This window comes from Sphingobium sp. FW305-3-2-15-F-TSA7 (assembly GCF_058787155.1).
Genome location: NZ_JBYSZM010000039.1, coordinates 48,742 through 73,960, shown reverse-complemented (window position 1 = coordinate 73,960; position 25,219 = coordinate 48,742). Strand labels below are relative to the sequence as shown.

17 protein-coding genes and 2 pseudogenes are annotated in these 25,219 nt (G+C 62.1%); 8 read left to right on the top strand and 11 right to left on the bottom strand.

Annotation, left to right across the window (positions count from 1 at the left end; all coding sequences use genetic code 11):
• Positions 1–30: 30 nt before the first annotated feature.
• Positions 31–219 carry a hypothetical protein gene (locus AC3WN8_RS25205; RefSeq protein ID WP_492672258.1) on the bottom strand — a complete coding sequence of 63 codons (189 nt, stop codon included), beginning with the start codon at positions 217–219 and terminating at the stop codon, positions 31–33.
• Positions 220–363: 144 nt separating this feature from the next.
• Positions 364–786, bottom strand: a complete 423-nt coding sequence (locus AC3WN8_RS25200; protein ID WP_492672257.1) for an Lrp/AsnC family transcriptional regulator — start codon at positions 784–786, stop codon at positions 364–366.
• A gap of 231 nt (positions 787–1,017) precedes the next feature.
• Here AC3WN8_RS25200 and ocd point away from each other — a divergent pair, with 231 nt between their 5' ends.
• Positions 1,018–3,027 carry an ornithine cyclodeaminase gene (ocd, locus tag AC3WN8_RS25195; protein ID WP_492672256.1) on the top strand — a complete coding sequence of 670 codons (2,010 nt, stop codon included), beginning with the start codon at positions 1,018–1,020 and terminating at the stop codon, positions 3,025–3,027.
• Positions 3,028–3,080: 53 nt separating this feature from the next.
• Positions 3,081–3,803, top strand: a pseudogene (locus tag AC3WN8_RS25190) (IS6 family transposase).
• Between the two features lie 300 nt (positions 3,804–4,103).
• Here AC3WN8_RS25190 and AC3WN8_RS25185 read toward each other — a convergent pair.
• The 3 genes and pseudogenes from AC3WN8_RS25185 to AC3WN8_RS25175 all read right to left on the bottom strand — a co-directional run bounded on the left by AC3WN8_RS25185 (position 4,104) and on the right by AC3WN8_RS25175 (position 8,345).
• Positions 4,104–4,754, bottom strand: a pseudogene (locus tag AC3WN8_RS25185) (IS6 family transposase).
• Between the two features lie 39 nt (positions 4,755–4,793).
• Positions 4,794–6,197: an amidohydrolase family protein gene (locus AC3WN8_RS25180; RefSeq protein WP_492672255.1), complete on the bottom strand. Its 1,404-nt coding sequence runs from the start codon at positions 6,195–6,197 to the stop codon at positions 4,794–4,796.
• Between the two features lie 15 nt (positions 6,198–6,212).
• Positions 6,213–8,345 carry a TonB-dependent receptor gene (locus AC3WN8_RS25175; protein ID WP_492672254.1) on the bottom strand — a complete coding sequence of 711 codons (2,133 nt, stop codon included), beginning with the start codon at positions 8,343–8,345 and terminating at the stop codon, positions 6,213–6,215.
• A gap of 390 nt (positions 8,346–8,735) precedes the next feature.
• On the opposite strand from AC3WN8_RS25175, the gene AC3WN8_RS25170 reads away from it, so the two are divergent.
• Positions 8,736–9,863 (top strand): helix-turn-helix domain-containing protein, encoded by a 1,128-nt coding sequence (locus AC3WN8_RS25170; protein ID WP_492672253.1) that lies wholly within the window; start codon positions 8,736–8,738, stop codon positions 9,861–9,863.
• Positions 9,864–9,911: 48 nt separating this feature from the next.
• Here AC3WN8_RS25170 and AC3WN8_RS25165 read toward each other — a convergent pair whose 3' ends face one another.
• Positions 9,912–11,399, bottom strand: coding sequence for a class I adenylate-forming enzyme family protein (locus tag AC3WN8_RS25165; protein ID WP_492672252.1), 1,488 nt, complete (start codon positions 11,397–11,399; stop codon positions 9,912–9,914).
• Between the two features lie 365 nt (positions 11,400–11,764).
• Between AC3WN8_RS25165 and AC3WN8_RS25160 the strand changes: the two genes are divergently transcribed.
• The 4 genes from AC3WN8_RS25160 (at position 11,765) to AC3WN8_RS25145 (ending at position 15,532) form a co-directional block, all read left to right on the top strand.
• Complete coding sequence (locus AC3WN8_RS25160; protein WP_492672259.1) at positions 11,765–13,132, top strand: POT-type proton-dependent oligopeptide transporter; 1,368 nt, start codon at positions 11,765–11,767, stop codon at positions 13,130–13,132.
• 125 nt (positions 13,133–13,257) lie between these two features.
• Positions 13,258–14,085, top strand: coding sequence for a VOC family protein (locus AC3WN8_RS25155; RefSeq protein ID WP_492672251.1), 828 nt, complete (start codon positions 13,258–13,260; stop codon positions 14,083–14,085).
• Entirely contained in the window at positions 14,082–14,507 is a 426-nt protein-coding gene (locus AC3WN8_RS25150) for a PaaI family thioesterase (protein WP_492672250.1), read from the top strand. Before AC3WN8_RS25155 ends, AC3WN8_RS25150 begins: the two co-directional genes overlap by 4 nt.
• Positions 14,508–14,521: 14 nt before the next feature.
• On the top strand, positions 14,522–15,532 hold the full coding sequence (locus AC3WN8_RS25145; protein WP_492672249.1) for a zinc-binding dehydrogenase: 1,011 nt from the start codon (positions 14,522–14,524) through the stop codon (positions 15,530–15,532).
• Here the strand turns inward: AC3WN8_RS25145 and AC3WN8_RS25140 are convergent.
• The 5 genes from AC3WN8_RS25140 to AC3WN8_RS25120 form a co-directional block, all read right to left on the bottom strand.
• Positions 15,529–15,957, bottom strand: a complete 429-nt coding sequence (locus AC3WN8_RS25140) for an FAD-dependent oxidoreductase (RefSeq protein WP_492672248.1) — start codon at positions 15,955–15,957, stop codon at positions 15,529–15,531. The two genes, AC3WN8_RS25145 and AC3WN8_RS25140, sit on opposite strands and share 4 nt — an antisense overlap.
• A complete protein-coding gene (locus AC3WN8_RS25135) occupies positions 15,936–16,877 on the bottom strand; it encodes a dipeptidase (RefSeq protein WP_492672247.1) in 942 nt (313 codons plus the stop codon). Before AC3WN8_RS25135 ends, AC3WN8_RS25140 begins: the two co-directional genes overlap by 22 nt.
• Positions 16,878–16,917: 40 nt before the next feature.
• Entirely contained in the window at positions 16,918–18,234 is a 1,317-nt protein-coding gene (locus tag AC3WN8_RS25130; RefSeq protein WP_492672246.1) for an MFS transporter, read from the bottom strand.
• Between the two features lie 140 nt (positions 18,235–18,374).
• Complete coding sequence (locus tag AC3WN8_RS25125) at positions 18,375–20,669, bottom strand: TonB-dependent receptor (RefSeq protein WP_492672245.1); 2,295 nt, start codon at positions 20,667–20,669, stop codon at positions 18,375–18,377.
• Positions 20,670–21,079: 410 nt separating this feature from the next.
• The gene (locus tag AC3WN8_RS25120; protein ID WP_492672244.1) at positions 21,080–23,368 is read right to left on the bottom strand and encodes a TonB-dependent receptor; all 2,289 of its coding nucleotides are present in this window, start codon (positions 23,366–23,368) and stop codon (positions 21,080–21,082) included.
• A 742-nt stretch (positions 23,369–24,110) separates the two neighbouring features.
• Here AC3WN8_RS25120 and AC3WN8_RS25115 point away from each other — a divergent pair.
• Positions 24,111–25,196 (top strand): helix-turn-helix transcriptional regulator, encoded by a 1,086-nt coding sequence (locus AC3WN8_RS25115; protein ID WP_492672243.1) that lies wholly within the window; start codon positions 24,111–24,113, stop codon positions 25,194–25,196.
• The last annotated feature ends 23 nt before the right edge of the window (positions 25,197–25,219 follow it).

The window sequence follows — 25,219 nt, the reverse complement described above, 5'->3', positions numbered from 1 at the left end:
GACCGCACCCTGCCAGATCAAATCATCAGCTCAATTTACCCCTTGCAGCGCAGGGGCCATCCACAGATGACACCACCACGGCGCCTGCTCACGCAGCACCGCTTCGAGCTTTGCGCGCGAAACCATCCGGTTGAATAGAACCGCCCCTCCCGCCGCAGTGGCGCAAACTTGGAAGCTGCGCTTGGCAAGGTCGATCGCTAGAATCTGAACGTCGGTCATGTGCTCCTCCGTCACCGGCACAGTGCCGGTAAGGCATCATACGATGCCGGGGGAAGCGGGCATCCACCTCGTCAGTTCAGTTCCTCCCATGCCGCTACAACGGTGCCCCACCGCCTGCCACGCAGATCTGTCGATGCTCGTCGCTCAAATCGTGCTGAGTAGAATACTGGTCTCGCTATTCAATATGCCCTCGATCTGGCGCACCTCGCGCAGCACCCGATCGAACTGGATCAGATCCGGCGTCCTTATCTCCGCCACAAGGTCCCAGGCGCCGTTCGTGGTGTGGAGCGCTTCAATCTCGACGAACCCGCGCAGCCGCGTGATGATGGCGGTTGTGGAGCGCCCCTCTACCTCGATCATCATGAGCGCTCGTAGGGAACCGTTGGCGTCTTGGCGCGATCGGATCGTAAAGCCCAAAACGGCTCCATCCTCTAGGAGCTTATCGATCCTCGCCTGCACCGTCGCGCGAGACACGCCAAGGATGGTGGCGATTCGGGTGATCGGTTTTCGGGCGTCCTGTTTGAGTATGGCGATGAGGTGTCGATCGAGATTGTCGAAAATATGCATCGGCGTCTCCGCTTAGAAGTCATGTCCAAAATCATCTGAATTTTGCCGATTCCTACCTAATTTGGATGCCCTAATCGCGTATCGACACGATTGTCAGCGCATCCATCGCTCCTGCATTATGGTAAGCACCGCATAGCAATTTGCGCAATATGCCTGACGATTAGTGTGCGCCCTGCCCATACTGCTTGCCATGCTCCGGCCCTATCCTGGGAAAATATGGGAGGTTGGACGATGGTGAGATTCGTCAGTGTTTCTGATATCATATCGCTCATCAATGAAGTCGGGGCCGAGCCTCTCCTCGAAAAGATGGTCGATTACATAGAGGCCGATTTGGCCCGATGGGGCGAGTTCGAAAAGATACCCCGGCTAGCGTCACACTCGATCGATGGGGTGATCGAACTGATGCCTGTCAGCGATGGTCGTCAATTCAGCTTCAAATATGTGAATGGACACCCCAAGAATAGCGCGGTGGGTTTGCAGACCGTTGCCGCGTTCGGTGTGCTTAGCGATGTCGATATGAGATATCCGATTCTTGTTTCCGAGATGACGTTGCGAACCGCGCTGCGAACGGCCGCAATGTCGGCTCTGGCAGCCAAGTATCTCGCGAGACCTGATTCACGCACCATGGCAATCATCGGCCTAGGCGCTCAGTCGGAATTCCAGGCGCTCGCGTTCCATCGCCTGATCGGTATTGACCGCATCCAGGCCTACGATGTCGCCCCGGAGGCAGCAGCGAAGTTTGCGTTGAATATGCGCGGACGCGAAATCGAGGTAGAGATCATGGACAGCGCCGGGGCGGCAGTTCTCGGCGCGGACATCGTTACTACTGTGACGGCTGACAAAGCGCGAGCGACCATTCTCTCCGACAACATGGTCGGCGCGGGAATCCACATCAACGCGGTGGGAGGCGACTGTCCCGGCAAGACCGAGCTGCAGGCGGACATTCTCTCGGGTGCTACGGTATTCGTGGAGCTCGAGGAGCAGACGCGGATCGAGGGTGAGATTCAGCAGATGCCTGCCGACTTCCCTGTCACCGAGCTTTGGCAGGTTGTCACGGGCAAGGCGGTAGGGAGACGATCCGTCGACCAGATTAAGGTTTTCGATTCCGTCGGCTACGCCATCGAGGACTTCTCGGCCTTTCGGCTATTGAACGATGGCAGAAAGGACGGGATCTCATCGCGAGATCGACCTACTCGCCGCTCCATGCGATCCACGCAATCTGTTCGGTCTACTCAACGGCAGCCCAGACCTCGGGTTGGTGAACTGAGCGTGCGCAGGCTTGTGCAGGCGCCGCGCGATGTCGTCATGATCCGTCCGCATCGGTTCAACCCTAATCCTGCGACGGTTATCGACAACACCTTCCAGTCGGTGACGTGGTCCATCGAAAAGGACGAGATTGCGCGTCGCGCCCACGCGGAAGTATCCGGTGTTGCTGATTGTCTTCGGTCGGAGGGTGTTCGTGTGCACCTCTTTGAGGACGTGACAGGCGACCACCCGGATTCAGTATTCCCGAACAACTGGTTCTCTACGCATTCTGGCGGGCAGATCGCTGTCTATCCGATGTTCTCTCCGAGTCGGCGGGGCGAGCGCCGGTCCGATGTGATCGAGATGCTAAAGAGTCAGTTTCGCGTCCAGGAGGTGGTCGACTATTCGGGCCTGGAGCAAGACGGGATCTTCCTGGAGGGCACCGGGGGCATGGTGCTCGATAACGTCGAGCGGGTTGCGTATGCAGCCCGCTCGAATCGCCTGAGCGAAATCGCCCTTGAGCGCTTCTGCGCCCACTTCAATTTCGAACCGATGGTATTCGATGCGGTCGATCGGTTGGAGCGGCCTGTCTACCATACAAATGTCATGATGTCCGTCGGGACAGATCTGGCCCTGATCGCTTCCGGCATGATCCGTGACCAGCACCGCCTTGCTGAGATTATCGATCGGTTACGCAGTTCGGGCAGACGCGTCATCGAGCTGGAGGAGGAGCAGATATCGGCATTTGCCGGCAATTGCATCGAGCTTCAGGGCGCCCGCGGCACATTTCTCTTGATGTCGGATCGCGCTGTGGCGGCCCTGAGCCGGCGGCAGAGGCATTCTATCGAAGGCCTCCTGCCGATAGTCGCTGTGGGAGTTTCAACCATAGAGCTGGCAGGCGGTTCAGTACGGTGCATGATCGCCGGAATCCATCTCACGCCACGTTCCGGGTTTGGTGCTGTGCCGGCGCCAGCCGGATTGCCAATGTCCCCTTAGGGTTCTGTCAAAAGGATGTGGCAGCGTTGGAGGCCGGCTGGTAGCGGTCGCGAATGAGCCCCAAATCTCGGGCTAAACCGCCCTGCCCGTTTCGCTATTTCCACTCTGCACCCGAGGTCATCCGCATGGTTCTGATGCTGTACGTGCGCTACCCGTTATCGCTTCGGAACGTGGAAGATCTGCTTTTCGAGCGCGGCTATGATCTGTGCCACGAGACGGTGCGGCTGTGGTGGAACCGCTTCGGTCCGATGTTCGCCGGCGAAATCCGCCGCCAGCGTGTAAACCGGATGCGTGGTTTTGGGCACTGAAAATGGCATCTTGACGAGATGTACGTCAAGCTGAACGGCGAGATGGTTTATCTCTGGCGAGCCGTCGATCACGAAGGCGAGATCCTGGAAAGCTACGTCACCAAAACCCGCGACAAGGCCGCCGCCCTCACCTTCATGAAGAAGGCGCTCAAGCGCCATGGACCTCCGCAAACCATCGCTACGGATGGCCTGCACAGCTACAGCGCCGCAATGGATGAGTTGGGCAACCGGAGCAGACAGGAGGTCGGTCGCCACCTCAACAACAGGTGCGAGAATAGCCATCTTCCCTTCCGACGACGCGAGCGCGCGATGCGGCGATTCCGGCGGATGAAATCCCTACAGAAATTCGCATCCGTCCACGCCTCCTTGTACAATCATTTCAATTCGGAATGCCATCTCGTCAGTCGCGAAGTCTACAAGGAACGCCGCTCAGCCGCACTGGCTGAGTGGCAGATCCTGGCGAGCTAGACCCACAACCTCATGGACCGAACCTAACATGCGGAGAGCGGTTCGCGTCCGACTGACACCACCGCCAGCCAGTCATGCCCATTTTCGAAATCGTCCCAAAATGGGCGGAGAATGGCGCAGTTCCGCGCGATTGCGCGCACCAATCCGTAGCGCGGAGAGGCCCGAAGCGGCCCAGACCAAGCTCCTCCCGGCGGCTTTCTCCGCAGGTTCACTGGCCGCTACGGAATCGCCTCCGAAGGCGTTGAGCCGGCATTGTCAGGTTAATTGGCGAGGGCCGAGTTCGACCGGTGAACCGACAATTCATGCAATAGCAGTCGACGCGGCGAGCCATTCCGCCATGGCGGCTGATCGAAAATCGTGCATGGTCGAGCGGGATGTCAGATGGCGCTGGATGGCGAAGGTGTTGTAGATCGCGGAGTGGGTTGAGGTGAAACGCTGAGCTTGGCCCTGCGATTTGAATCTCTGCATTTTTCGCTCTCGTCTCCGGACTGGCAGGCGTGAATTCTCAGCGCGATTGTTTTCCCGCAGTCGACCCGGCCGGTGCCGGCGCTTCGTCGCCCCATACCAGGCCAGCCCATCGGTCACGATCTCGTCCGGCGCCTGGCCCTGGCGCTTCAGCAGTTTTCTCAGTAATTTCAACGCAGTGACCTCGTTGCGCCGCCGCTGGACCAGAACGTCGAGCACCTCTGCTTCCTTGTCGACCGCTCCCCACATGAACATGCGCTCGCCCTTGATCCGCGCCACCGCCTCATCGAGATGCCACACATTGTCCGTCCGTTCACGAGTAAGGCGAATATTGGCGACAATCGCCGGACCAAACTTGCTGGCCTAGCAGCGAACGGTCACGTAGCTGACGTCGATGCCGCGCTCGGCAAGGAGATCCTCGACGCCGCGCAAGCTTGTGGTGAACCGGGTCGTCCCCGCCGAAAAGCGGTGCCGCTTATACGATATAGGTCACATCGGCTGTCTCATGGTGGAGACTGGTTAGCATTAGACTGGCAGCACCATACCGGCACGCAGGCGACCGATTTCGCGGATCAAGCCGCTGTGCGGATACCAACGACCATCGATCACGACGCCCTCGAGTTTCCAGAGATTGGCGGGGTCCGCCAATGGATCTGCATTGAGCAAGATAAGCCCGCCCCGTTTCCCAACGGCGACAGTGCCGGCCTGAGCCGCGATGCCGAGCGAAGCGGACGCATTGGCCGTTGCGGCCTTGAGCGCGTCGTACGTGGAAATCCCTGCCTGCACGAACTGGCCGATCTCGTCGATCGCGGTGGCGCCAGGTACCAGGTATGGAATGGGCGAGTCGGTCCCGATAAGCAATTTCGCGCCGCGATCGTTCAGCCGCTTCAGAAACGCGCGCTGACGCGGCAGCGCTTCCAGCATCACCGCCTTCACCTCAGGCGAAAAGATCGCATCGACACCACGTGTTCCCAAAGCCGCCTGCATATAAGGCGGGAGCAAGACGAATGCGGAATCGCGTCCGGCACGCTGACGCGTTGCGGGGTCCGCCAGGAAGGGAATGTAGCTGAGCGTTGGCGTATTCCATACGCCCGAGCGCGCGGTCAGTTCGGCCAACTGGTTCATGCGCGCGTTGGTCATGCGCAGCCATACGCCCATCCGCTCGGGCGATCGCCCGCCATCCTTTTCCAAAGCCTGCGGGGTCATCCCATCGAAATCATAGCCCCGCAAATGCTCGACGCTGTACATGCCACCGGCAATCGCCTGCTCGACGCCGACCTCGAACGGCACATGGCCGATCACCTTCATCGCGTAGCGCCGCGCCGCCGCCATGACCGCATCGAAGACGGGCTTCGGCAGCGTATGGTAGATCTTTATATAGTCGTAGCCGGCCGCCTTGAACTTCGCGACGACAGGGGCGGCCTGCTCGGGCCGCTCGACGCGCACCGAATCCGGCCACACCGCCGCGCCTCCCTCCAGGATCGGCGATGCCACGAACATGCGCGGCCCCAATATCCGGCCCTCCGCGACCATGTCGCGAAGCGCCAGATCGGACGGCCCGCCGGATGGATCACGCACGATCGTGATGCCGGTCGCGAGGTAGGACAGGAGCGCAAGGCGCTGCTCATCGGGCGTGGGCTGGCTCTTGAGCCCGACGAAGACATGGGCGTGCATGTCCGAAAGGCCGGGCATCAGATAACGGTTGCGACCATTCACGCGGACGGCATTTCCGGGAATTCGGATCTTACCCGCAGGTGCGATCCGCGTGATACGCCCCTTGTCGATCAACACGGTGCGATGCTGCAGCCGCACCGCGCCGTCCATTGGCAGCACCGTCACATCGACAATGGCCAAGGGCCGCGCCGATGCCGGGGCAATAGCGGCCATGCAAGCGGCCAGTGCGATCACGCAGCGCAGCACCGTCCGCATCGCCATTCCCCTTGGTCAGAAGTTCAGTTCGGCTCGAACGCCGAAGATGCGCGGCCGTCCGATCGTCGCGAAAGGCGGATTGCCCGAGGTGTTGACCACGCCGCCGGTGAAATATTTCTGGTCGAACGCATTGTCCAGGAATAGTCCGATCTCCCATTTGTCGGACTGTACGCCGGCATAGAAATTCGCGAGGACATAATTGTCGGCGATGAACAGATTGGGCGGATCGAAGGCGCGCTTGCCCATATAGATCGCATCGCCGCGCAGCCGCGCATCCCAGGTCGAGGATATCGGGAAGACATATTCCACGCCAAAATTGGCGGTCATCTTGGGCGCGTACGGCAGGCTCTTCCCGCGCAGATTCGACGGCACGCCGAACACGCCCGTCGTCACCGTGTCGACATATTTCAGGAATTTCGCGTCCAGCAACGTCAGCGCGGCATCGACCGACAGCCCCTTGACGGGCCGCGCCGAAATCGTCGCCTCGAGCCCCTTGATCCGCGACTTTCCGGAATTGGCGATATAATTGCGTACGCCGAACGGTATCTGAATCTGCTGATTGTCCCAGTCCATATAGAAAAGCGACATCGAATAGTTCAGCGCGGCCAGATCCGCCTTGCCCTTCACGCCGATTTCGTAATTCGTCAGATATTCCGGATCATATTTCTGCGCATTCGGCGGCGAGAATTGCGGATCGTTCGGGCCGCCCGAATGATAGCCTTTGGAATAAAGGGCATAGAGGTGCAGCGAGCTCGACGGTTTGAACGAGAGCGTGACCGACGGCAGCCATTCATCGCCCTCGGCACGCAAGCTGGCCGCCGGCGTTTCGACGCCCATCTTTTCATGGTCGTAGCGCAGTCCGCCGATGATCGAGAGCGTATCGAGGATCTTGTATTCCAGGTTCGCGAACACGGCGAGGTTGGTCACACGCGTGATCGTGCTCGCACCCAGATCATTGTCGAAATAGGTCTGCTGGTTGCGCTTGTATTTATAGGCATAGGCGCCGAGCAGCCAGATCAGCCGCCCGTCATTGTCGGATGACAGCCTCAGTTCCTCGCTCACCGCCTCGTTGCGGATCGGCACGATATAGAAGGTGCCGAGCGCGGTCGGGCCGGGGATGCGGTTCTGGTCCAGATAGGTGACGGTCTTCTGGCGCGCGCCGCCCGTAATGCTGGTGAGCTTTGCGCCGCCGAGGTCGATTTCGGTGTTGAGGACGACCGTGGTCTCCTTCCTGTCGAAGCTGCCCGGATAATCCTGGTTCACGGCGTAGGATATGTCGTTCAGGTCGTAGAGACCTTGGCCGAGCTTCAACCGGCGATTGGGGTCGGTCATGTTCCAGCCGGGCGTGATGAACGAGCAATCGCCGCAACTGTCGTGACTGTCGGCGTGGGCGACGGTCAGGTTCATTTCGAGACTGTCGGTGGGCGTGAAGCGGATATGCGCGCGCAGATCGATGTCGCGCTCGTCATTCACATTCTTCCGGCCGTCATACAGATTGTCGAGGAAGCCGCCGAAGCTCCGATAGCTTGCGCCCACTTGCGCTGCGAGCACGCCCGGAATCAGCGGACCGCTGATCGATCCCGAAATGCGGTAGCTGTCATAGGTGCCGGCTTCGCCGCGCAGGCGAATGCGGGTTTCGTCGTCCGGCTTGCGCGTCACATAATTGATCACGCCGCCCAATGCGTTTCGGCCGTAAAGGGTCGGCTGCGGCCCCTTCAGCACCTCGACGCGCGCCAGGTCGAACAATTGCGCGTTGTTGCCCGAGCGGTTGAAACCCAGGGTGAAGCCGTCGGTCAGGACCTGAACGGTCGGATCCGCGAAATTCTGGGGCCCGACGCCGCGCACGATCGCATTGGTGGTCTGACGGCCGACCGTCTCGGAGAAGATCAGGCCGGGCGCGATCTGGGCAAGATCCTGGACGCCGTTCACGCCGGCACGTTCCAGTTCCGCGCCACTGACCGCCGAAATGCTTCCCGGCACGTCGGTCAATCTTTGTTCGCGCTTCTGCGCCGTCACGATGATGTCGTCCGGCTCATCGGCGTTCTTTGCCTCGGCCGGGCCCGTCGCCTGCGCCAGGGCAGGCTGCGCAATGAACAGGCCGGCCCAGATGGCACAGCCCTTCAGTAGATTCCGTTTCCCGTGTGTCATATTTCTCCCCTGCCTTTAACGGAGGAGATTAGGGACAGATTTCGGAAAAGAACGGTCCGAAAGGTTCTGAAAATGTTGCGATCGGAAGCAATTGGCGCCCATTGCGCCGTCAGGCCATGCGTTGAACCGATCGCGCGGACACCCCATGCCCCTTCGTTCGCCGTGATTTAGCTTCGCTGGCCTGCGGCTTCGATCCGGCAGGTGATTCCACCAGCCTCGGAATCACTCTGGTTGTGCGATCTGTCGCAACGGGACCGACCGGAACCGGTGCATGCGCCTGAGAGGTCGGACAACACAGGCATTTCGTCGGATCGCACTGACAGCCGATGTCAGGGGGTCATCATAACCCTATATGCTGCCGAAGACACCTTGGAGATCGACGGACACAGGATGGAATCGGACTTCGAAATCGATTCGGACGGATCGTTGTGGAAGATCGCGGATCATGAACTGATCGGCGATGCCGTCGCGCTGTGCCTCGCCACGATCGCCGCGCCGTTACCCCCGAGCCTGCGCGACAAGGGCCCACTCAACGGCCTGCGCATCCGCATCCCCGGCGAACTCGGCCAGGGGACGATCGATTTCGTCATGGCATCGCCCAGCCTTTACATGATGCGGATCAATGCGACCTATCACGACGATCACGTGATGAACGTCACGGGCGACAGGCTGGTGAAGATCCGCGTGCTGCTGTCCGGAAAACTGAGCTACGGGTCGCCGGAAACCGTTATCGACGGGGCCGGTGCCTATCTGGAGGCCTATCCAGGCGGAACCGCCAGCTCATATACCATGTATGGCGGTCGGACGACCCGGCTGCTCATCCTGCACTGCGAACCGAGCCTGTTCGAGGAGATGGTCGGCGGCCAGTCCGGCGCCCTGCCCGAACCGCTCCGCCATCTGTTCCGGGTGACGTCCGGCCCGCCGATGATCAGTCCGACCCCGCTGGGCCCGGATCTGCTTCGCGCGGCGAACGACCTGTTCCACGCGGTCGTGCTCTACCCGCCGATCCTGCGACTGTCCTATGTGGAGGCGAAGGGCCGGGAAATCGGCTGCCTGATCCTGCGCGACCTTTCGATACCACGCGACGTCGCAGCGTCGCATTCGAACCTTTCGGTCCGGGACGTCAGCCGGGTCTATGAGGGGCGCGACCTGCTGATCGAACATTATCGCTGTCCCCCCACCATCCCCCAGCTCAGCCGGATGATCGGCCTGAACCAGACCAAGTTCAAATTGGCGTTCAAGCTCGTCTTCGGCATGACGATCGGCGATTTCACGCTGAAATGCCGGATGGAACGCGCAACCGAGCTGCTGATGACCAGTTCGATGACGATCGCCGAAATCGCTTATGAGATCGGTTACGATCACCCCGCCAACATGACCCACGCGTTCCGCCGCTATCATGGCTGCGCCCCACGCGAGATGCGCCGGGCGGCGGGCGCTCGCGAGGGCGTGGCCGAGAGTATCGCGGCCGCGCGATCGGGAGCTATCGTCGCGGGATCAGGGGTTTCGGCAGCGTAGCGCACCGGCTCAAACTTCGCTTCCACCTCGTCATGCCGACGTAAACGATCAGCGTCGCAGATCGCGCGCGATCTCTGCCGCCTTCGCACGCAGCGCGGCCTGGTCTACCTTGAACGTCGTGCCCGCGGGCAGATGGTCCAACGCCACGATCGCGCGCGGGTGGCTGAACCCTGGCCCCTCCTCCAGCGTGAAACGCCTGAGCGCCTCCGGGTCGATCGTCCGGCCTTCGCGCGGGACGACGAAAGCGATGGGGATCATGCCCTTCACTTCATCCTCCGCGGCGACGACGGCAGCGTGGCCGACATCGGGATGACGCTCCAGCAATTGCTCGACCTCGTCCGGATAGATGTTCTCGCCGCCGCATACGAACATGTCGTCGGCGCGACGCAGGAAGTGGAAAAAGCCATCGGCGTCGCGGCGCATGACATCGCCGGTCGCATACCATCCGTCGCTCAGCCTGTCCGCACTGGCTTCGGGCAGGTTCAGATAGGCCTTCAGCGTCGCCGGCGTCCGCGTCTCCAGCACGCCTTCATCCGCATCGGGGCCACCGGCCAGCCGCCATTCGACGCCGGGATAGGGGTAGCCGATCGCCAGCGGCGGACGCGGCAGCCCGTCGGGATGCGGACCGAACATCGCGGGACCGGTCTCGGTCGTGCCATAGCTGTTGCGCAGGCTCGCCCCGGGGAAAACCTCCTTCAGCCGGTCCAGCAGCGCGGCGCTCAGCGGCGCCGAGCCGATGATAATGTCGCGAACGCTCGACAGATCGAGTGTTTCGACGAGTTCGCGCTCACGCGCCATCAGCACGAACATGGTCGGTACGCCGCTCAGCAATGTGCAGCGATATTCGGCGACGGCACGAAGATAGGCAGCGGCATCGAAGCGCGGCAGCGATACGATCAACGAGCCCAGAGCCAGGCTGATGGTCGAAAAGAACAGGCCGTTCATATGATAGGTCGGCGCCGCGATCACCGTTCGCTCGGGTTTGTCCGAGACCGCGATGAACCGGTCCATCGCCCAGATCTGCCCGTCGTGCGACAAGGGAACGCCCTTTGGCCGGCCGGTCGAGCCGGATGTATAGAGAATCTCCGCAATTTCACCCGGTACCGGGCACAGCGAAGGCAGGGGTACGGCACCAAGCAGATCGTCGGATGCATCAAGCGTCAGCATCTCCATACCGGACGGTACCTGCTGTCGATGCGCGGCGTCGGCCAGGACCAGACTGGCGCCGCTGTCCGCGACGATGAAGGCGATGGTCGCCATCGGCAACCGATGATTGATCATCACGGGCACCAGGCCGGCACGCATCAGCCCGAGATAGGCCATGAGAAACGGCGCGCCATTGTCCGCGACGATCGCGACGCGTGCGCCGCGTTCCAGCCCGCGATCGACCATGGCGCGCGCGAAGCGGCCGGCACGATCGTCGATCTCGGCCGGCGAGTAGGTCCGACCGTCGGCAAGATCGATATAAGCGGCGCCCGGCGTGTAGGTGTTCACGATGTCGCCGAGATTGCCCGATGGCGAACAGGTCGCGCTCATCGCAGCGACTGTCCGCGCACGCGGGGCAGGATCGACGCGCGGATACGGCATATATTAACAGCCGCACCGGTTCGATTATCGATCATGAACGGATCCTGTTCCTGGGAATTGGCGCCGCATGCGGTGTCGCCTTTGATGGACGATCATGATGGCGCGTCGATATGCCCTCGTCCACGCGGCGTGCTTGTGCGATCGGCCGCGATATCGTTGCGGGCAGTGGGATTTGTGCGGGCGGTCCGAAAACATGTGAATGCGGTTCGATCGCCGCAAATCGCTTGCCAGCCCCGATCCAGCTGTCGAGGGTTCTCCGTTGGCTATGGCATGTCGCGCCGGGCGTCCGATCGAGGAGGAATGATCAGGTGACCATGGCCATGATCGACGGCTCGCCGCTGTCCGAGACGCTGCGCAAGCCGTTGCCCGCCGGTGCCCGGCTCGTAATCCTGTTCGAATTCTTCGAGCGGTTCGCCTTCTACTCCACTCTCTCGTTGCTGGTGCTGTTCCTCTCCGCCACGGCGGCCGATGGCGGGCTGGGCTGGGCGGAACCGCGTGCGCTTGGGTTCGTCGGCATCTTTTTCGCACTAATGTATGCGCTGCCGATGGCTGGCGGGCTCATGGCGGACCGGCTGATCGGCCACCGCGCGGCGATTGTGATCGGCGGCAATATGATGCTGCTCGGCTATGGCCTGCTGACCTGGGTCGCGGCGCGTCAGGGTGCGGGCGTCGGCGATGCGACGGATGCGACGATGCTGGCTTTCTGGGGATCGATGGCCTGCATCGTCACAGGCAACGCGCTTATGAAATCGACCGCGGTCATCGTTTTCGGCGATGCGTTCAAAGGTGACGAGCCGCATCGCGAGCGCAGCTACACCTATTATTACATGGGTATCAATGTCGGCGCGGTCGTCGCCGGTCTCGCTTCCGGAACATTGGTGACGCGGTTCGGCTGGCCTTCGGCGTTCGGCGCGGCCGCGATCGGTATGGCGCTCGCGGCGATCACCTTCACCGCGCTGCATCGTCGATTGCTGGGTCCGGCGCCCGCAACGACCGCCCGCCGAACATCGTCCACGACGGAGGCCGACGATCGGGCCGGGACAGGTGCACGGCTGGGGCTGCTGGCGATCTTCGCTGCCGCGCTCTGCCTGTTCCATGTCGGCGCGCTGCAGATTTTCGGCAGCGTGCTGCTGATGATCGAGCATGGCGTCGACCGGTCGGTAAGCGGGTTCGTCATCCCGGTGCAATGGTACACCTCGTTCAACGCGGCCGCACTGATCGTCGCGCCGGCCGGTTTCGCCAGGCTCTGGGCCAGGCTGGCCAAGCGCGGCATGGAGCCCGATGCGCCCACCAAATATGCGGTGGCGCTCGGATTCGGCACCACCGGGCTGGCGATGCTCGCCTGGACGGGCTGGGCGGGCACATCCGGCTCCTGGTCGATCCCGGCGCTGGGTGTGATCCTTCTCGGCGTGGGCGAGGTCGCGGCTTGGACGATGACTTATGGACTGGTCTACCGGTTGGCGCCGCGCCGACTGGTCGCCATGATCATGGGCGCCTTCTACACCGTCACTCTGGGACTGGGTGGCTATGGCGCCGGCTGGATCGCCGGCTACGCCGAGCGAATGGGCTACGCCCGATACTTCATGATGCTCGCGATCGTCACCGCCGTGGCGGCCTGTGCAATGCTGGCATTGCGCGGCACGATCAACCGCGCTGCCGGGGGCGTCGGGCAGACGCTGTAATCCCGAGGTTGCCCGGCTGTACATTGCGACCCGACACAAGCCCTTTGCCATCGGACATGGATGGGCTCGCGCCCTTGTCACTCCCGCCCTTCGCCCCGCAAGACCGGTGAATAGGAGGACAGGATTTGACCGACCCGATTTCAGTTGCGCGCCCACTCGACCATGTCGTCGTGGCTGTGCTCGATCTTTCCGAGGCCGGAGAGCTCTGGTCCGCGCTCGGTTTTCAGGTCTCGCCGATCATGCGCCATCTCGCGCTCGGATCGGCCAACCGCCTCGTCGGCTTCGGGTCCACCTATATCGAATTGCTTGGACGGATCGAGGACATGATCCCGCCGCATCGCGAACGCTGGATGGCGCGCTTCGCTTATGGTGAAGGCCTGACCAGTTTCGCCTTTCGATCGAACGATCTGGCCGTCGATCGCGCGGCACTGACCGAAAACGGCGTGGCGATGACCGGCATCGGCAGCGCCCGGCGCGCCGTCGACATGCCCGATGGCAGCACGGCCGAGACCGACAGCGATTTCGCCTATCTCGAAAGCGCAACCTCGCCCTTCCCGCCCCCGTTTCTGGTGATGCACAAGCGTCCCGAGACGATCTTCATTCCGGCCTTCGCGGTCCATGCCAACACCGCGCTCGACATCGTCGGTGTCACCTTCCTATCGGCTGATCCCGACACGGATCGCGCGACGTTCGCGTGCCTGTCGGCGGGCCCGGCACCGATCGAATTCCTGTGCGATGAGGTGGCGGCCGATCGTTTCGGTGCGGTTGCTCCACCTCTGGCCCGAGGCGCCGGATACGGCATCGGACTGACGGTCGCGGTGGGGTCGCTTGCGGCGTGTCGCGCCTGCATCCCCTCCGATATTGCAGTCATCGAGAGCGACGGCGCGCTGCTGGTGCCCGCATCGGCCGCGACCGGCCTGTTTCTCCGCTTCATCGAAAGGAAAACGCCATGAGCGATCATGACCTCCACTCACTTGCCGGCATCCAGAGTCTGCTCGATACGGTCCCCATTCATCGCTTCCTGGGTTTTCGCGCCATTGCCGTCCCGGCCGCGACCGAACCGGTCATCCTGGTGATCTCCGCACCCGCAGGCGGCAATGCCGAACGGGCCGAGGGCGCGGGTCAGGCACATGGCGGCGCGATCGCGACGCTGATCGACACGACTGCCACTTTCGCTGCGTCGCGCATGGTCGATCATGTGGTACCGACGATGAACCTTCAGGTGAATTACCTGCGGCCGGCGGCGGGAGCGGAGATCGTCGCCAGCGCGATCGTCCGCCGGGTCGGGCGAACCGCCGCCATCGTCGACGTCGAGATCGAGGCGGGCGGCAAGCTCGTCGCGATCGGTCGCGCCACACTCGCAACCGGCGCCTGAAACAAGGAGATACGATGATGCGCGCAGTCCTCACCGTCGGCCATGGCGGTCGCGAAATGCTCCAGCCGGTCGCCGACCATCCGGCACCGCTGGCAGGGTCGGGGGATGTCGTCGTGAAGGTTGCAGCCACCGCGCTCAACTATCACGACATCTTCACCCGGCGTGGCATGCCGGGCATCACCATTCCGCTGCCTGTGATCGTCGGTTCGGACATTGCCGGCACCATCGACAGCATCGGCGAAGGCGTCACCGGCTGGACGGCCGGCGATCGGGTGCTCGTCGATCCCGTCATCCTGGGCGATCGTCCCGTCATGATCGGCGAGACCATGGACGGTGGGCGAGCCGAACTGGTTCGTGTGCCGGCGGGACAATTGCTTGCGGTGCCGGACGGTGTCGATCTCGACGCGGCCGCCGCACTGCCGCTCGCTTATGGCACGGCGCATCGCATGATGATGACGCGTGGCAAGGTGAAAGCCGGCGAAACCGTGCTCGTGCTCGGCGCCAGCGGCGGCGTCGGCGCCGCTTGCGTCCAGCTTGCCAAACTGGCGGGCGCACAGGTGGTGGCATGCGCATCGAGCACCGCCAAGCTTGACCGGCTGGCGGACATCGGCGCAGACCACCTGATCGATTACAGCAAGACCGATATCGCGGCGGCGGTAAAGGCCATATTCGGCAAGCCGCGCCTGTCGGGCGAAGGCGGGGTCGACGTCGCTGTCAATTTTACCGGCGGCGACACCTGGGAGCCGACACAGCGATGCCTGAGCAAGGGCGGTCGCATCCTCAACTGTGGCGCCACGGCGGGTTATTCGGTGACCACCGATCTACGCTACCTCTTCAGTTTCGAACAGCATGTGATCGGGTCCGACGGCTGGCATACCGAGGATCTGACCGCATTGCTCTCGATGCTCGCCGACGGTCGGCTTGTGCCACTTATCGACTCCAAGTTGCCTCTGGAGGAAGCGGCAGAAGCCGAACGCATCCTCGAAGACCGGGAGGTAATCGGGAAGGTACTTCTCAAGCCTTAGATCGGGCGGTGGCAGACCAAAGCCACAGCGGCGGCGCGGGGCTGGTGACGGCCTGTCATGACCCACAAATCCAGAACCAAGCCGCCGAACCCGTTTCGTTGCTTCGCCGAAGCGATCGCACCGATGGCCCGCGCCGCTGCCGCGCAGAGATGGCCGAACCGGAAAATGGCACGGCGCGGAGCGTCGGGGGAGGCATTCCGGTTCGACTGGAGCGAGGACCGGGCGATCATCGATGGCGCGCGCACGAAGCCGGGTGAAATCTCGCCGGCATTGGCGAAACTCGTTTCAAGGACGAAGCCTGCCTGACGATCGACAACAATGACCTCATGTTCGGCACGGGCCAGATACCAGATGGAGACGACTCCGATCACGCCACTGCCAAGTACAGCAATTTGCATGTCGCTCAGCGCCAGACCGCCCGGCACACACGCAACCAGTTGGCACCAAGAATTGCCAGGATATCCGCGTCCCCATAACCGAGTGCCACGAGCGCATCGACGATCTCCGGCAGCCGCTCCGGTTCGATCTGCTGGATGCCGCGGGTCGTATATGCGCCCTGCGGCCATTTATCGCCGCTTTTCAGAACCAGTTCCTCAAGCGCCGGCATGTCGAACACATAGTCGAGACCGAACCCGACATGCTCGGGACCGACCAGTTGCACGACATGATCGATCTGCCGGACGAAGGCCGGCGTCGAGCTATCATTGCCGCCCAGAAACACGCCCAGGCCCGTGAGCCCGAACACACCGCCGCTCGCCGCGATCGCGCGGATTTGCTCGTCGGTGTAACAACGGGGGTGATCGTTGAAGACCTTGAGATTGCCGTGGCTGACAATCACCGGCGCGGACGACGCGGCGATGGCATCCATCGACGATCTGTAGCCGGTATGTGCGACATCGACGATCATGCCCACGCGGTTCATCTCGGCGATAAGGGCATGGCCAAAGCGGCTCAGACCGCCGTCTCCAAGTTCATGGCAGCCATCGGCGACAAAGTTCTTCTGGTTGTATGCCATCAGGAGGTGACGGATGCCGAGCTTGTAGTACAAACCGACGAGCGCCAGATCGCGCTCTACCGGACGCGAGCCCTGGAAGTGCATGCTCAGCGCGATCTTGCCCTCTTGTCGTGCGCGCAGAATATCATCGACGGAGTCGATGAGGATGCAATCGTCTCGAGCCTCGATTGCGCGTCGTTCGGCGGCGATCGTCCGGATCGTGGTCGCCATATCCTCGTCGTCGGTCGTGATCGTCAGCGATACGAAGCCCCAGCCAGCCGCGAGGTAGCGCGCCGGCAATGTTTCCCGAAGACCCTGATCGCCTGGCTCTCCCGACCAGGGCAGGGTCATGTCGCATGGAAGCGCTTCTGCGATAAGCCGACTTGTCCTGTCACTCATGGGCGATTCTCTCTTCTCGTTCAAAACTGGATGCCGACCCGACGCGTAGCTGCTGGCCGAAAAGGGCAAGCGCGGTCAGCAATGTGAGCGTGCCGACCAGGAAGATGGCCAAGCCGGTCTGGGCGTCTCCGCCAAGGATGTGCTGCTTGACCAACGCCACGACCGTCGGGCCGCTGCCCAGGCCGGCCATGACCATGGTAAAAGCAACCAGCGCCGTGCCGAAGCCCTGCAGGTTCAGCGCCAGCCGGCGGAGAAAGGCTGAGGCACCCGCGACCGAGGCAACGCCCACGGCGAATACGAATAACGCATAAGCCGCGACCGCCGTCGAACCGGACACGAAAACAAAGCTCAAACCGAACACAGCCGCGCCGCAGGCAGCGCACGCGACCAACTCGCGGGCGTTCCGGATGCCGCGCGCATCGAGGTGATCGGACAGGATCCCGCCCAGCAGACAGCCCGCGCCGCCACCGACGATCGCCGCCGTCCCCACTTCCGCTGCGATTTGCATGGGCGTGAAATTCAGCCCGCGGGAGAAGAAGGCCGGTGCCCAGGCAGAGGTCGCGGCATCAGCGATCGAGAGCATCGCCAAGCTCAACAATAGAATGCCGCCTGCCCTTAGAAGATCGGGCAGGCCTCGCCCGGACAGCCGACGAACGGCAATGTCGGTCGCCACTCGCCCCGGCTCGCGAATCGACATGATGAGCAGCATCAACCCGGGTCCGGCCGCCGCCAGGATGATAATGACGCCGCGCCAGCTGGAATCCGTCGGAAGAAATGGCCAGTCGAGACGCGGCGGGAGAATCGCGAGCAAGCCACCCCCGATCGACACCGCCGCGCCTACACCGATCGCGCTTCCCATCAACAGAGCGCCGAACGCCAGCCCTCGTCGCTCGGGAGGGAAGGCCGCGGCCAGCAACGATAGCGACGCAGGAAAGAAACTCGCCTCGCCTACACCAACCAGGCAACGAAAGACGACAAGTTGCTGGTAGGTGCCCGCCAGACCGCAGCCGAGCATACCCGCGCTCCACAAGGCCGTACCGGCAAGAAGTATATTGCGCCGCCTGATCCGGTCCGAAAGCATTCCGAACGGAATGGCGGCGATCGAATATACGATCGCAAACGCCGCGCCTTGTACCAGGCTGATCGCCACATCGTCCAAGATGAGATCCCGCCTGATCCCATCCACCAGCACATTGATGATGTATCGGTCGGTGTAGGAGAGGATGGCCCCCAGTGTGAGGACCACGAGCGCATACCAGGCGCTGGCCGGCACCCGCCGGATCGATTGCGCGTTATCGGGCAAGGACATGGCTCACCGATTTCAGCAGGCGCGTCGCAATGCCGTTCGCTGACTCCATCGCCTCAAGCACGCATGCCGCGCCATGAAATTGGCAATCATCCCGCTGCATTCGCCCACCCCAAAATGAATACCGGCCCGGTGCCAGTCGGTCAGAACTTGTAGGAAAGTATTGCCCCGAAGGTGCGTGGCGCGAGCGGGATCACCAGGAGGTTCTCGGGGCGTTCCGGCAAGAACGAATTATACGCAATATTCGTGTAGTCGTAGCTGTTGGTCACATTGTTGACGTAGCCGGTCAGGGTCCATCTATCGCGGGTATAGGAAGCGCGCAGATCAACTCGTGAGTAGGCGGGCACCGGTATCGTGGCCCCCAGGCTTGCCAGGAAACCGCCATTGTCGGCCAGGTTCGAGCTGACATAACGATAATTGGCGGCGAAGCTGAGCTCGCTGCCGTCGCTCACCGGGATTCGGTATTCGCCGGTCAGCGCCACCGTCCACTCGGGCACGTAAGAAAAGCGGTCGCCATTGCGCGAGGTGCACACGCCGGCCGCGGCGCACTGCGAAAACTCGACATAGCGCGCATGCGTATAGGCGACGGACGCCGACAGGCTCAGCGCGTCAACAGGCCGGGCGAACAGCTCGGCCTCAAAGCCCTTGCTGCGGCTCTTGCCGGCGTTGGCGATCGTGGTCACAGGCACACCGGCGCCGTCGGGCGTTACGGTGAGCAGCTGCTGCCCCTGAATGTCGACGAGGAACGCCGACAGATTGGCGGTCAACCTGCGATCAAGGAACGATCCTTTCAGGCCCAGCTCGTAATTGGTCGAGGTCTCGCTTTCGTAGGGGACGGCAGCATTCGCCCGGCTGGGAAACCGATTGAACCCGCCGGCTTTGAAGCCGCGCGAGGCGGTCGCGTAGACCAGAACGTCCCGGTTCACCTTGTAGCTCGCCGAGCCGAGCCAGGACAGATTATCGAAGCGCCGTTGGCCGTCGAGAATGAAGAAGGTCGGTGCAGCATTCTCGATCTGCGTGATGTTGCGCAGACGTTCGCCCGCGATTTCCACGCCTTCATTGGCATAGCGCAGGCCACCCGTCAGCTCGACGCCCTCGACCGGACGCAGGATCGCCTGCCCGAACATCGCATAGCCGCTGCGATCCGTATAGAAATCCTCGAGAATCTCGATCTGAGACAGGTACGAGATCGAAGGATCGATGGCGACGTTGCCGATCTGGAACTCACGCTGCTGCCGCTGCTTCTGCTCGAAATAATAACCGCCGAGCAGCCAATCGAATGTCGAACTTGAGCCTTCCAGACGCAGTTCCTGACTGAAGAAGCGCTGTGAAATTTGAATCTGCTGGAAAATGCCGGCGCCCGTAATCGGGTTGGGCGCGATGTTCGAACCGGGCCGGCCATTGGCCGTGAACGGGGTTTGATCGGTTTGTCGGCCATCATAGTCGAGGGTGATGTCGCTGTAGACGTCCCGATAGCCCGTGATCGATGTCAGCTTGACCGACGGGGAGAAACGATAGTCGGCATTGAGCTGGATGCCGCGATTTTTCTTGGAATCGCGGCGATCATTATCCTGGTACACCGTGTAGCAACGGCAGGTGAGCGGCGCGCCCAAACCGATCTCATTATAATCGCGTTCGGTGATATCACCCGACAGAACGATATCGAGGGCCTCACTGGGACGGAAACGAAGCGTGCCGCGCGCGCTGATCCGGCGGTCGGGCGCCCCAAGGCCAGCGGGCGCCGGATTGTGAGTGAAGCCGCCGCTGTAGAGATATTCCCCGGTGATACCTGCCGAGATGCTGTCGGTGATCGGTCCGCGCACGCTGCCGAACGCGCGCACCGTGTCGAAGCGGGCGACCTCCAGCTCGGCGCGGCCTTCCAGTTCGTTGCCCGGCTTGCGCGTGACGAGGTTAAGGGCGCCTGCTTCGGTGTTGCGGCCAAACAAAGTGCCCTGTGGTCCTCGCAACACCTCCAGGCGCTGAAGATCGAGAAAACCGACGTCGAAACCCAGTTGCGGCTGGTACATTCCATCGACGAACACGCCAACGGCCGGCTCTTGACCACCGTTCGCGCCGACGCCCCGGAGAACAAGGTAGATGAAGTCCGAGGTCGGCGCGGATCCGCCTGCATTGGTGAAATAGAGGCCCGGAACCCGTCCGTACAGATCATCGCTGCCCTTCAGCCCCTGGGCGGCAAGCGCATCTCCGCTCAGCACCGAGATCGACATCGGCACATCCTGTAGCGTCTCCTCCCGCCGACGCGCCGTCACGACAATATCGCCCGAGCCGCCCTGCTCGATCTCGGATTGCGCCGAAGCAGCGGTCGAGCCAGTGCCCGGGCCGGCGGCGTCCCCGCCCGCCTGCGCTTGAGCCACCGAGTTCACCGTCGCGAGAAGGCATCCGCTCAGAGCGCTTACGACCCATTTCGACTGAACCATAATAGACCCCTCTCTGCTTCTGCGACTGCCGCCCGATATTAACGTACAGTACTGTACTGCACTGTAAAGTTTAAACTGGAAACTCGTCCTCACCCCATGAATCGGGCTTGCCAATGGATCGCTGGCTAGAGCGATTTGTCGTTCGATAGAATCATCGAACGACTTGAAAGTCGTGATAAAACAAAAGCCTATGGCACGCTGTCGGCAGCCGCCGCGCCTCGCCTGTCCATGCCCGCCCGCCAGCGCGGGATCTTTTCCTGAACGACGCCCGCGGCGGGCGCCCCGACCGTTGCACGATCAGTGCGCTGCTGCGGGCGTCCTGCGGGGCGCCCCGCGTCTCCAGGATTGCGATACCTGACGATCACAGGCTGCCCGTAGCGCAGCGCCACGGACAGCCTGCCCCTTATCGATCAGAACTTGGCGCTCAGCGCCAAAGTGAAGCTGCGGGGCCGGATCAGATTCGCTCCCGCCGGTACGCCCAGCGAACCGGGATTGTAATTGATGACGCCCACTTGGTCGAAGAGGTTCTCGGCACGAAGTTGAACCTGGTAGCCGCCGAAGTTCACGCCCGCGCGCAGGTCGACGGTCGTGTATCCCGACACCCGCACATTGGGGCTGATGACACTGAGCGGATAGGAGGTGAACATATGCGACTGGTAGCGCACCGTCGCGCCCAGTTGCCCCTGCGCGCCGCCACCGAGGTCGAACAGTTGATCGGCAGTCGCCGATGCCGTCCACTTCGGCGTCTGCGGGATCGAATCACCCGCATAGGCGCCGATATAGTCGCTCACACCCTGTTCGATCTCCGTGATGCGCGGATTGGTGTAGCCGGCATTGACGCCGATCGTCGTCTTGCCCGTCGGCCGCGCCTGCACGGCGAACTCGAAGCCATCGACCTTGGCTCCGCCCGCGTTCGCGAGCACGATCTGTCGCAAACCGGCCACGGTCACGTATGAGTAAAGCTGAATGTCCTTCCAGTCGATGCGGTAGGCCGAAGCCTGCACGCTCAGTCGGCCGTCCAGGAAGTCGGCTTTTACCCCGGCCTCATAGTTCCAGACCGTGTCCGGGTTGATCTGGCTCTGCGCACCTGGCGGCACCACGGCCGCGGGTTGAGGCCCACCCGGCCGGAAGCTGTTCGCGGCACGCAGGAAGAAGCTGAGCTTATCTGTCGGACGCCAGCGCAGCGTCCCCAGATAGGCCACATGATCCTTCTTCGCATGAAGCTCGGGGATGCTGACCGGCCCGCCGTAGAATATGGTGTAGACGGTGCCGCTGTAGCCGAGCGTGAAATCCTCCTCGTAATGCGCGAAGCGCAGCCCGCCGGTGACATCGAGATTGTCGGTCAGATAGTAGGTCAGGTTACCGAATGCGGAGACTTCCTTATACCGGTCGGTGATCGGGGCCGAGATCAACGTTCCCAGTGGCGCCGCCAATGGCGTATTGTCCGGAATGCTGCGCGCGACGACGTCGCTGTCGAGATCGACGCTTTCATGCGTATAGAACCCACCGACGATGAATTCGACAGGACCGAGCCGATTCGAGACGAACCGGACCTCGGCGGTGGTCTTCTTCTGCGGGATCCGGCTTTCGGAGACAACGCCGGTATTCGCCGGATACGGCAAGCCGAGCGACGCAAGAAACCCGACCGTGCCCGCATAGGCCGTCGTAATGTCGGTGTCCGTACTCAGTTTGCTTTCGAGATAGGCCGCAGTCGCGATCAGGTCGCCGATCCCCATGTCATAGCGTCCGGTGATCGACGCAAGGCGATAGCGTACCGAGGAAGGCGCATTGAAATAGGCGCTATATTTGCGTTCGCCATAGAGCGGCGTGAAGGTTCCCGTGACATTGTCCTGGAGCGTCGGCCCGTCCGTTTCGGTATCCTGCAACTGGCCGACGAGATCGATCGCCAGACGATCGTTCGGAGTCCAGGCAAGAGCCAGGCGAGCGCCCTTCGAAAAGCTCTGGTTCACATCGGTCGTGCCGGTCCCGATATTGTCGACGAAACCCGGCGCGCGCCGGTAGAAGCCGGTTGCGCGAAGCGCGAGCGTGTCCGTCACCAGTGGAACGTTGACGCTGAGGTTCATGAGATAGCCGACGCCGCCGCCATCGACGGCAGTCACTTCAGCCCGGGCGCTGGCCGAATAGCGCGACGCATCTGGCCGCTTCGAGATGAGCCGAATGACGCCGCCAAGGCTCGATGCGCCGTAAAGCGTGCCCTGCGGCCCTTTCAGCACCTCGATTCGATCGAGGTCGACCAGCTCCGGGTCGGGCGCGATGAACGCGCCGCCACCATTCGCCGAGCTGGCCGTGAACGGCACGTCGTCGAGATAATAGACCGTGGTCGCCGACTGCTGCAGCGCGCCGGTCTGCAATCCGCGGATAAACACCTTGCCCGAACCGGGCGTACCGTCGCCCTGGATGGTCAGCCCTGGCGTCAGGCTCGCATAATCGCGCACCGATCGCACGCCCAGATCGGCAAGAGCATCCCCGTCGAGCACCGTGATCGCCGAAGGCACGTCGCGCAGCTTCTCCTCGCGCTTGCTCGCGGTCACCACGATCTCATCCCAGCTTTGCTCCTCCTGCGCGCTGACTTCGGCGGATTGCGCGTCCACCGATTGCGCCGCAGCACCCGCCGCGGCGAGACAGACCGCCAACACGCTCGCCGATGCCCGGTAAATGATCTTGGCCGGATTCGTCATACTTCTTCCCCCCAATCCAAACGTCCGTACAGTTCTGTACTGAATGTTATCTAGTGGCACGACCCGAACCCTCTCTCGGGAACGGGTTCATCGCCGGACGTTCGACACTAACCAACGGAGAAGCACCCTGCTTTCGCGAACCGCCAGAATGCGTTCGACCGCCGCCAAAAATCGCCGCGCGACGCGCATCCAACGATCTTTGGAAGCGGGACAATGCAGCTCCGCGCTTTAGAATGCTTTGCCAAAGGAGCAAATGACGAGGTTCGGCAAAAGATCGATTTAGCGTATCTTGAACTGATGGGGTGGATGGCCCCTTCGCCCGGCATCGTATGATGCCCCCCGACGGCGATCAACCGGAGGCAAGGCCGACATCCGCAAGCTCCTGATCGTTGGCGCCATGAGCCGAATCCGATAGATCGTCCGCTAGTCGAATATGCCACTCGAATGGGTCCACGGGCTCAACAATGGTCGGCCGCCCGAACCCATCGGCAACGCTCCGCCTGTCGACGCCGGAGATCAATATTACGCTGCCGCGGACAACATCGATTTGGCCGCGTAACCCATCACCCAATGCCTTCGGCAAAGCTGGGGCGATTCAAAGGCAGTCGCCCCGATCGGCTTTTCGCGCCCCGCAAGACCTCACTCGTGCACGCGTGCCGGAATCCGTACGGTAGTGCATGTTTAGTCCTTGAATGGCCCGCTCACAGCATCTATTGTGACGCCGGCGAGGTGGATAATGCATTTGAGCGGTCAGCATCGGCCAAATCGTCACAAGATTCTATCCCGGCGGTTCCCTCCTCCGGCGTTGGATGCGCCGCAGGTATCTGTGCGTTACGCCATCGACGAGTATGTCGTGGATCCGGTTGCAGCCGGTCGGCAGGAAGCGGGCGCTTTCGTGCCGCTGAGCGATAATTACCACTATCGTTTTGACCTGCAGGGCGCCTTTGGCAGCGGCCGGCATGAATTCTGCGGGCTGTCAGACGGCTTTTTCATGATGTTCAGCGAAACGGCGTATCATTCGCCCCAATCGCGCTTCATTTCCTCACCGGACAGCTTGCAGATATTCATCGCAAGTAATGGGGAGGGTGAGTATGTACCCGCCGGGGGGCATCCCTTGAGCTTCGAGGCGCCGAGCACAGCACTCATCATCGAGCCCGCCGACGCTCCAGCGTCTGAAATCACGTTCGCGGGCCACGCGCGCTACATTTACATCGCCATACACCGCAAGGCGCTCCAGACACTTTACGCGGGCGGTGAACAGGAGCTGTCGGCCGCACTTCAAAGGTTCCTCGCGGGGGATATTCAACCAATTATCGGGCGCGCCCTGCCTTTGAGCGCTGCCACGCTACGGTGCATCGACGATGTACATGGATGCTCGCTCGAGGGGCGTCGCCGGCGACTCTGGCTTCACTCGAAGACCGTCGAGATCATCTGCCAGACGCTCGAGGCTCTGGATCATAGTGAGGGATTCCATTCGGTCGAGGCGAGCAGACTCACGGCCAAAGGCGTACTCAAGGCTCAGCGCCTCCTGGCGGACAGCTTCGTGATGCCGCCCTCGTTGGAGAAACTTGCAGGCGAGGTCGGGTTGAGCCGCAGCGCATTGTGCACTGGATTTCGTCAAATCCTCGGCCAATCCGTATTCGACCATATCCACGATCTACGAATGCAGCGCGCCCTCGCATTGCTGCATGAGCGCAGCGACTCTATCACCCAGATCGCATATGCGGTCGGCTACAATCGCGCCTCCAGCTTCTCGGTCGCGGTGCATCGGCATTTCGGGGCGACGCCTTCCGAGCTCCGTCGCCGCGGCTCCGCATCGACGACCTGAAAAGGCGGTGGCTCAGATGGTTC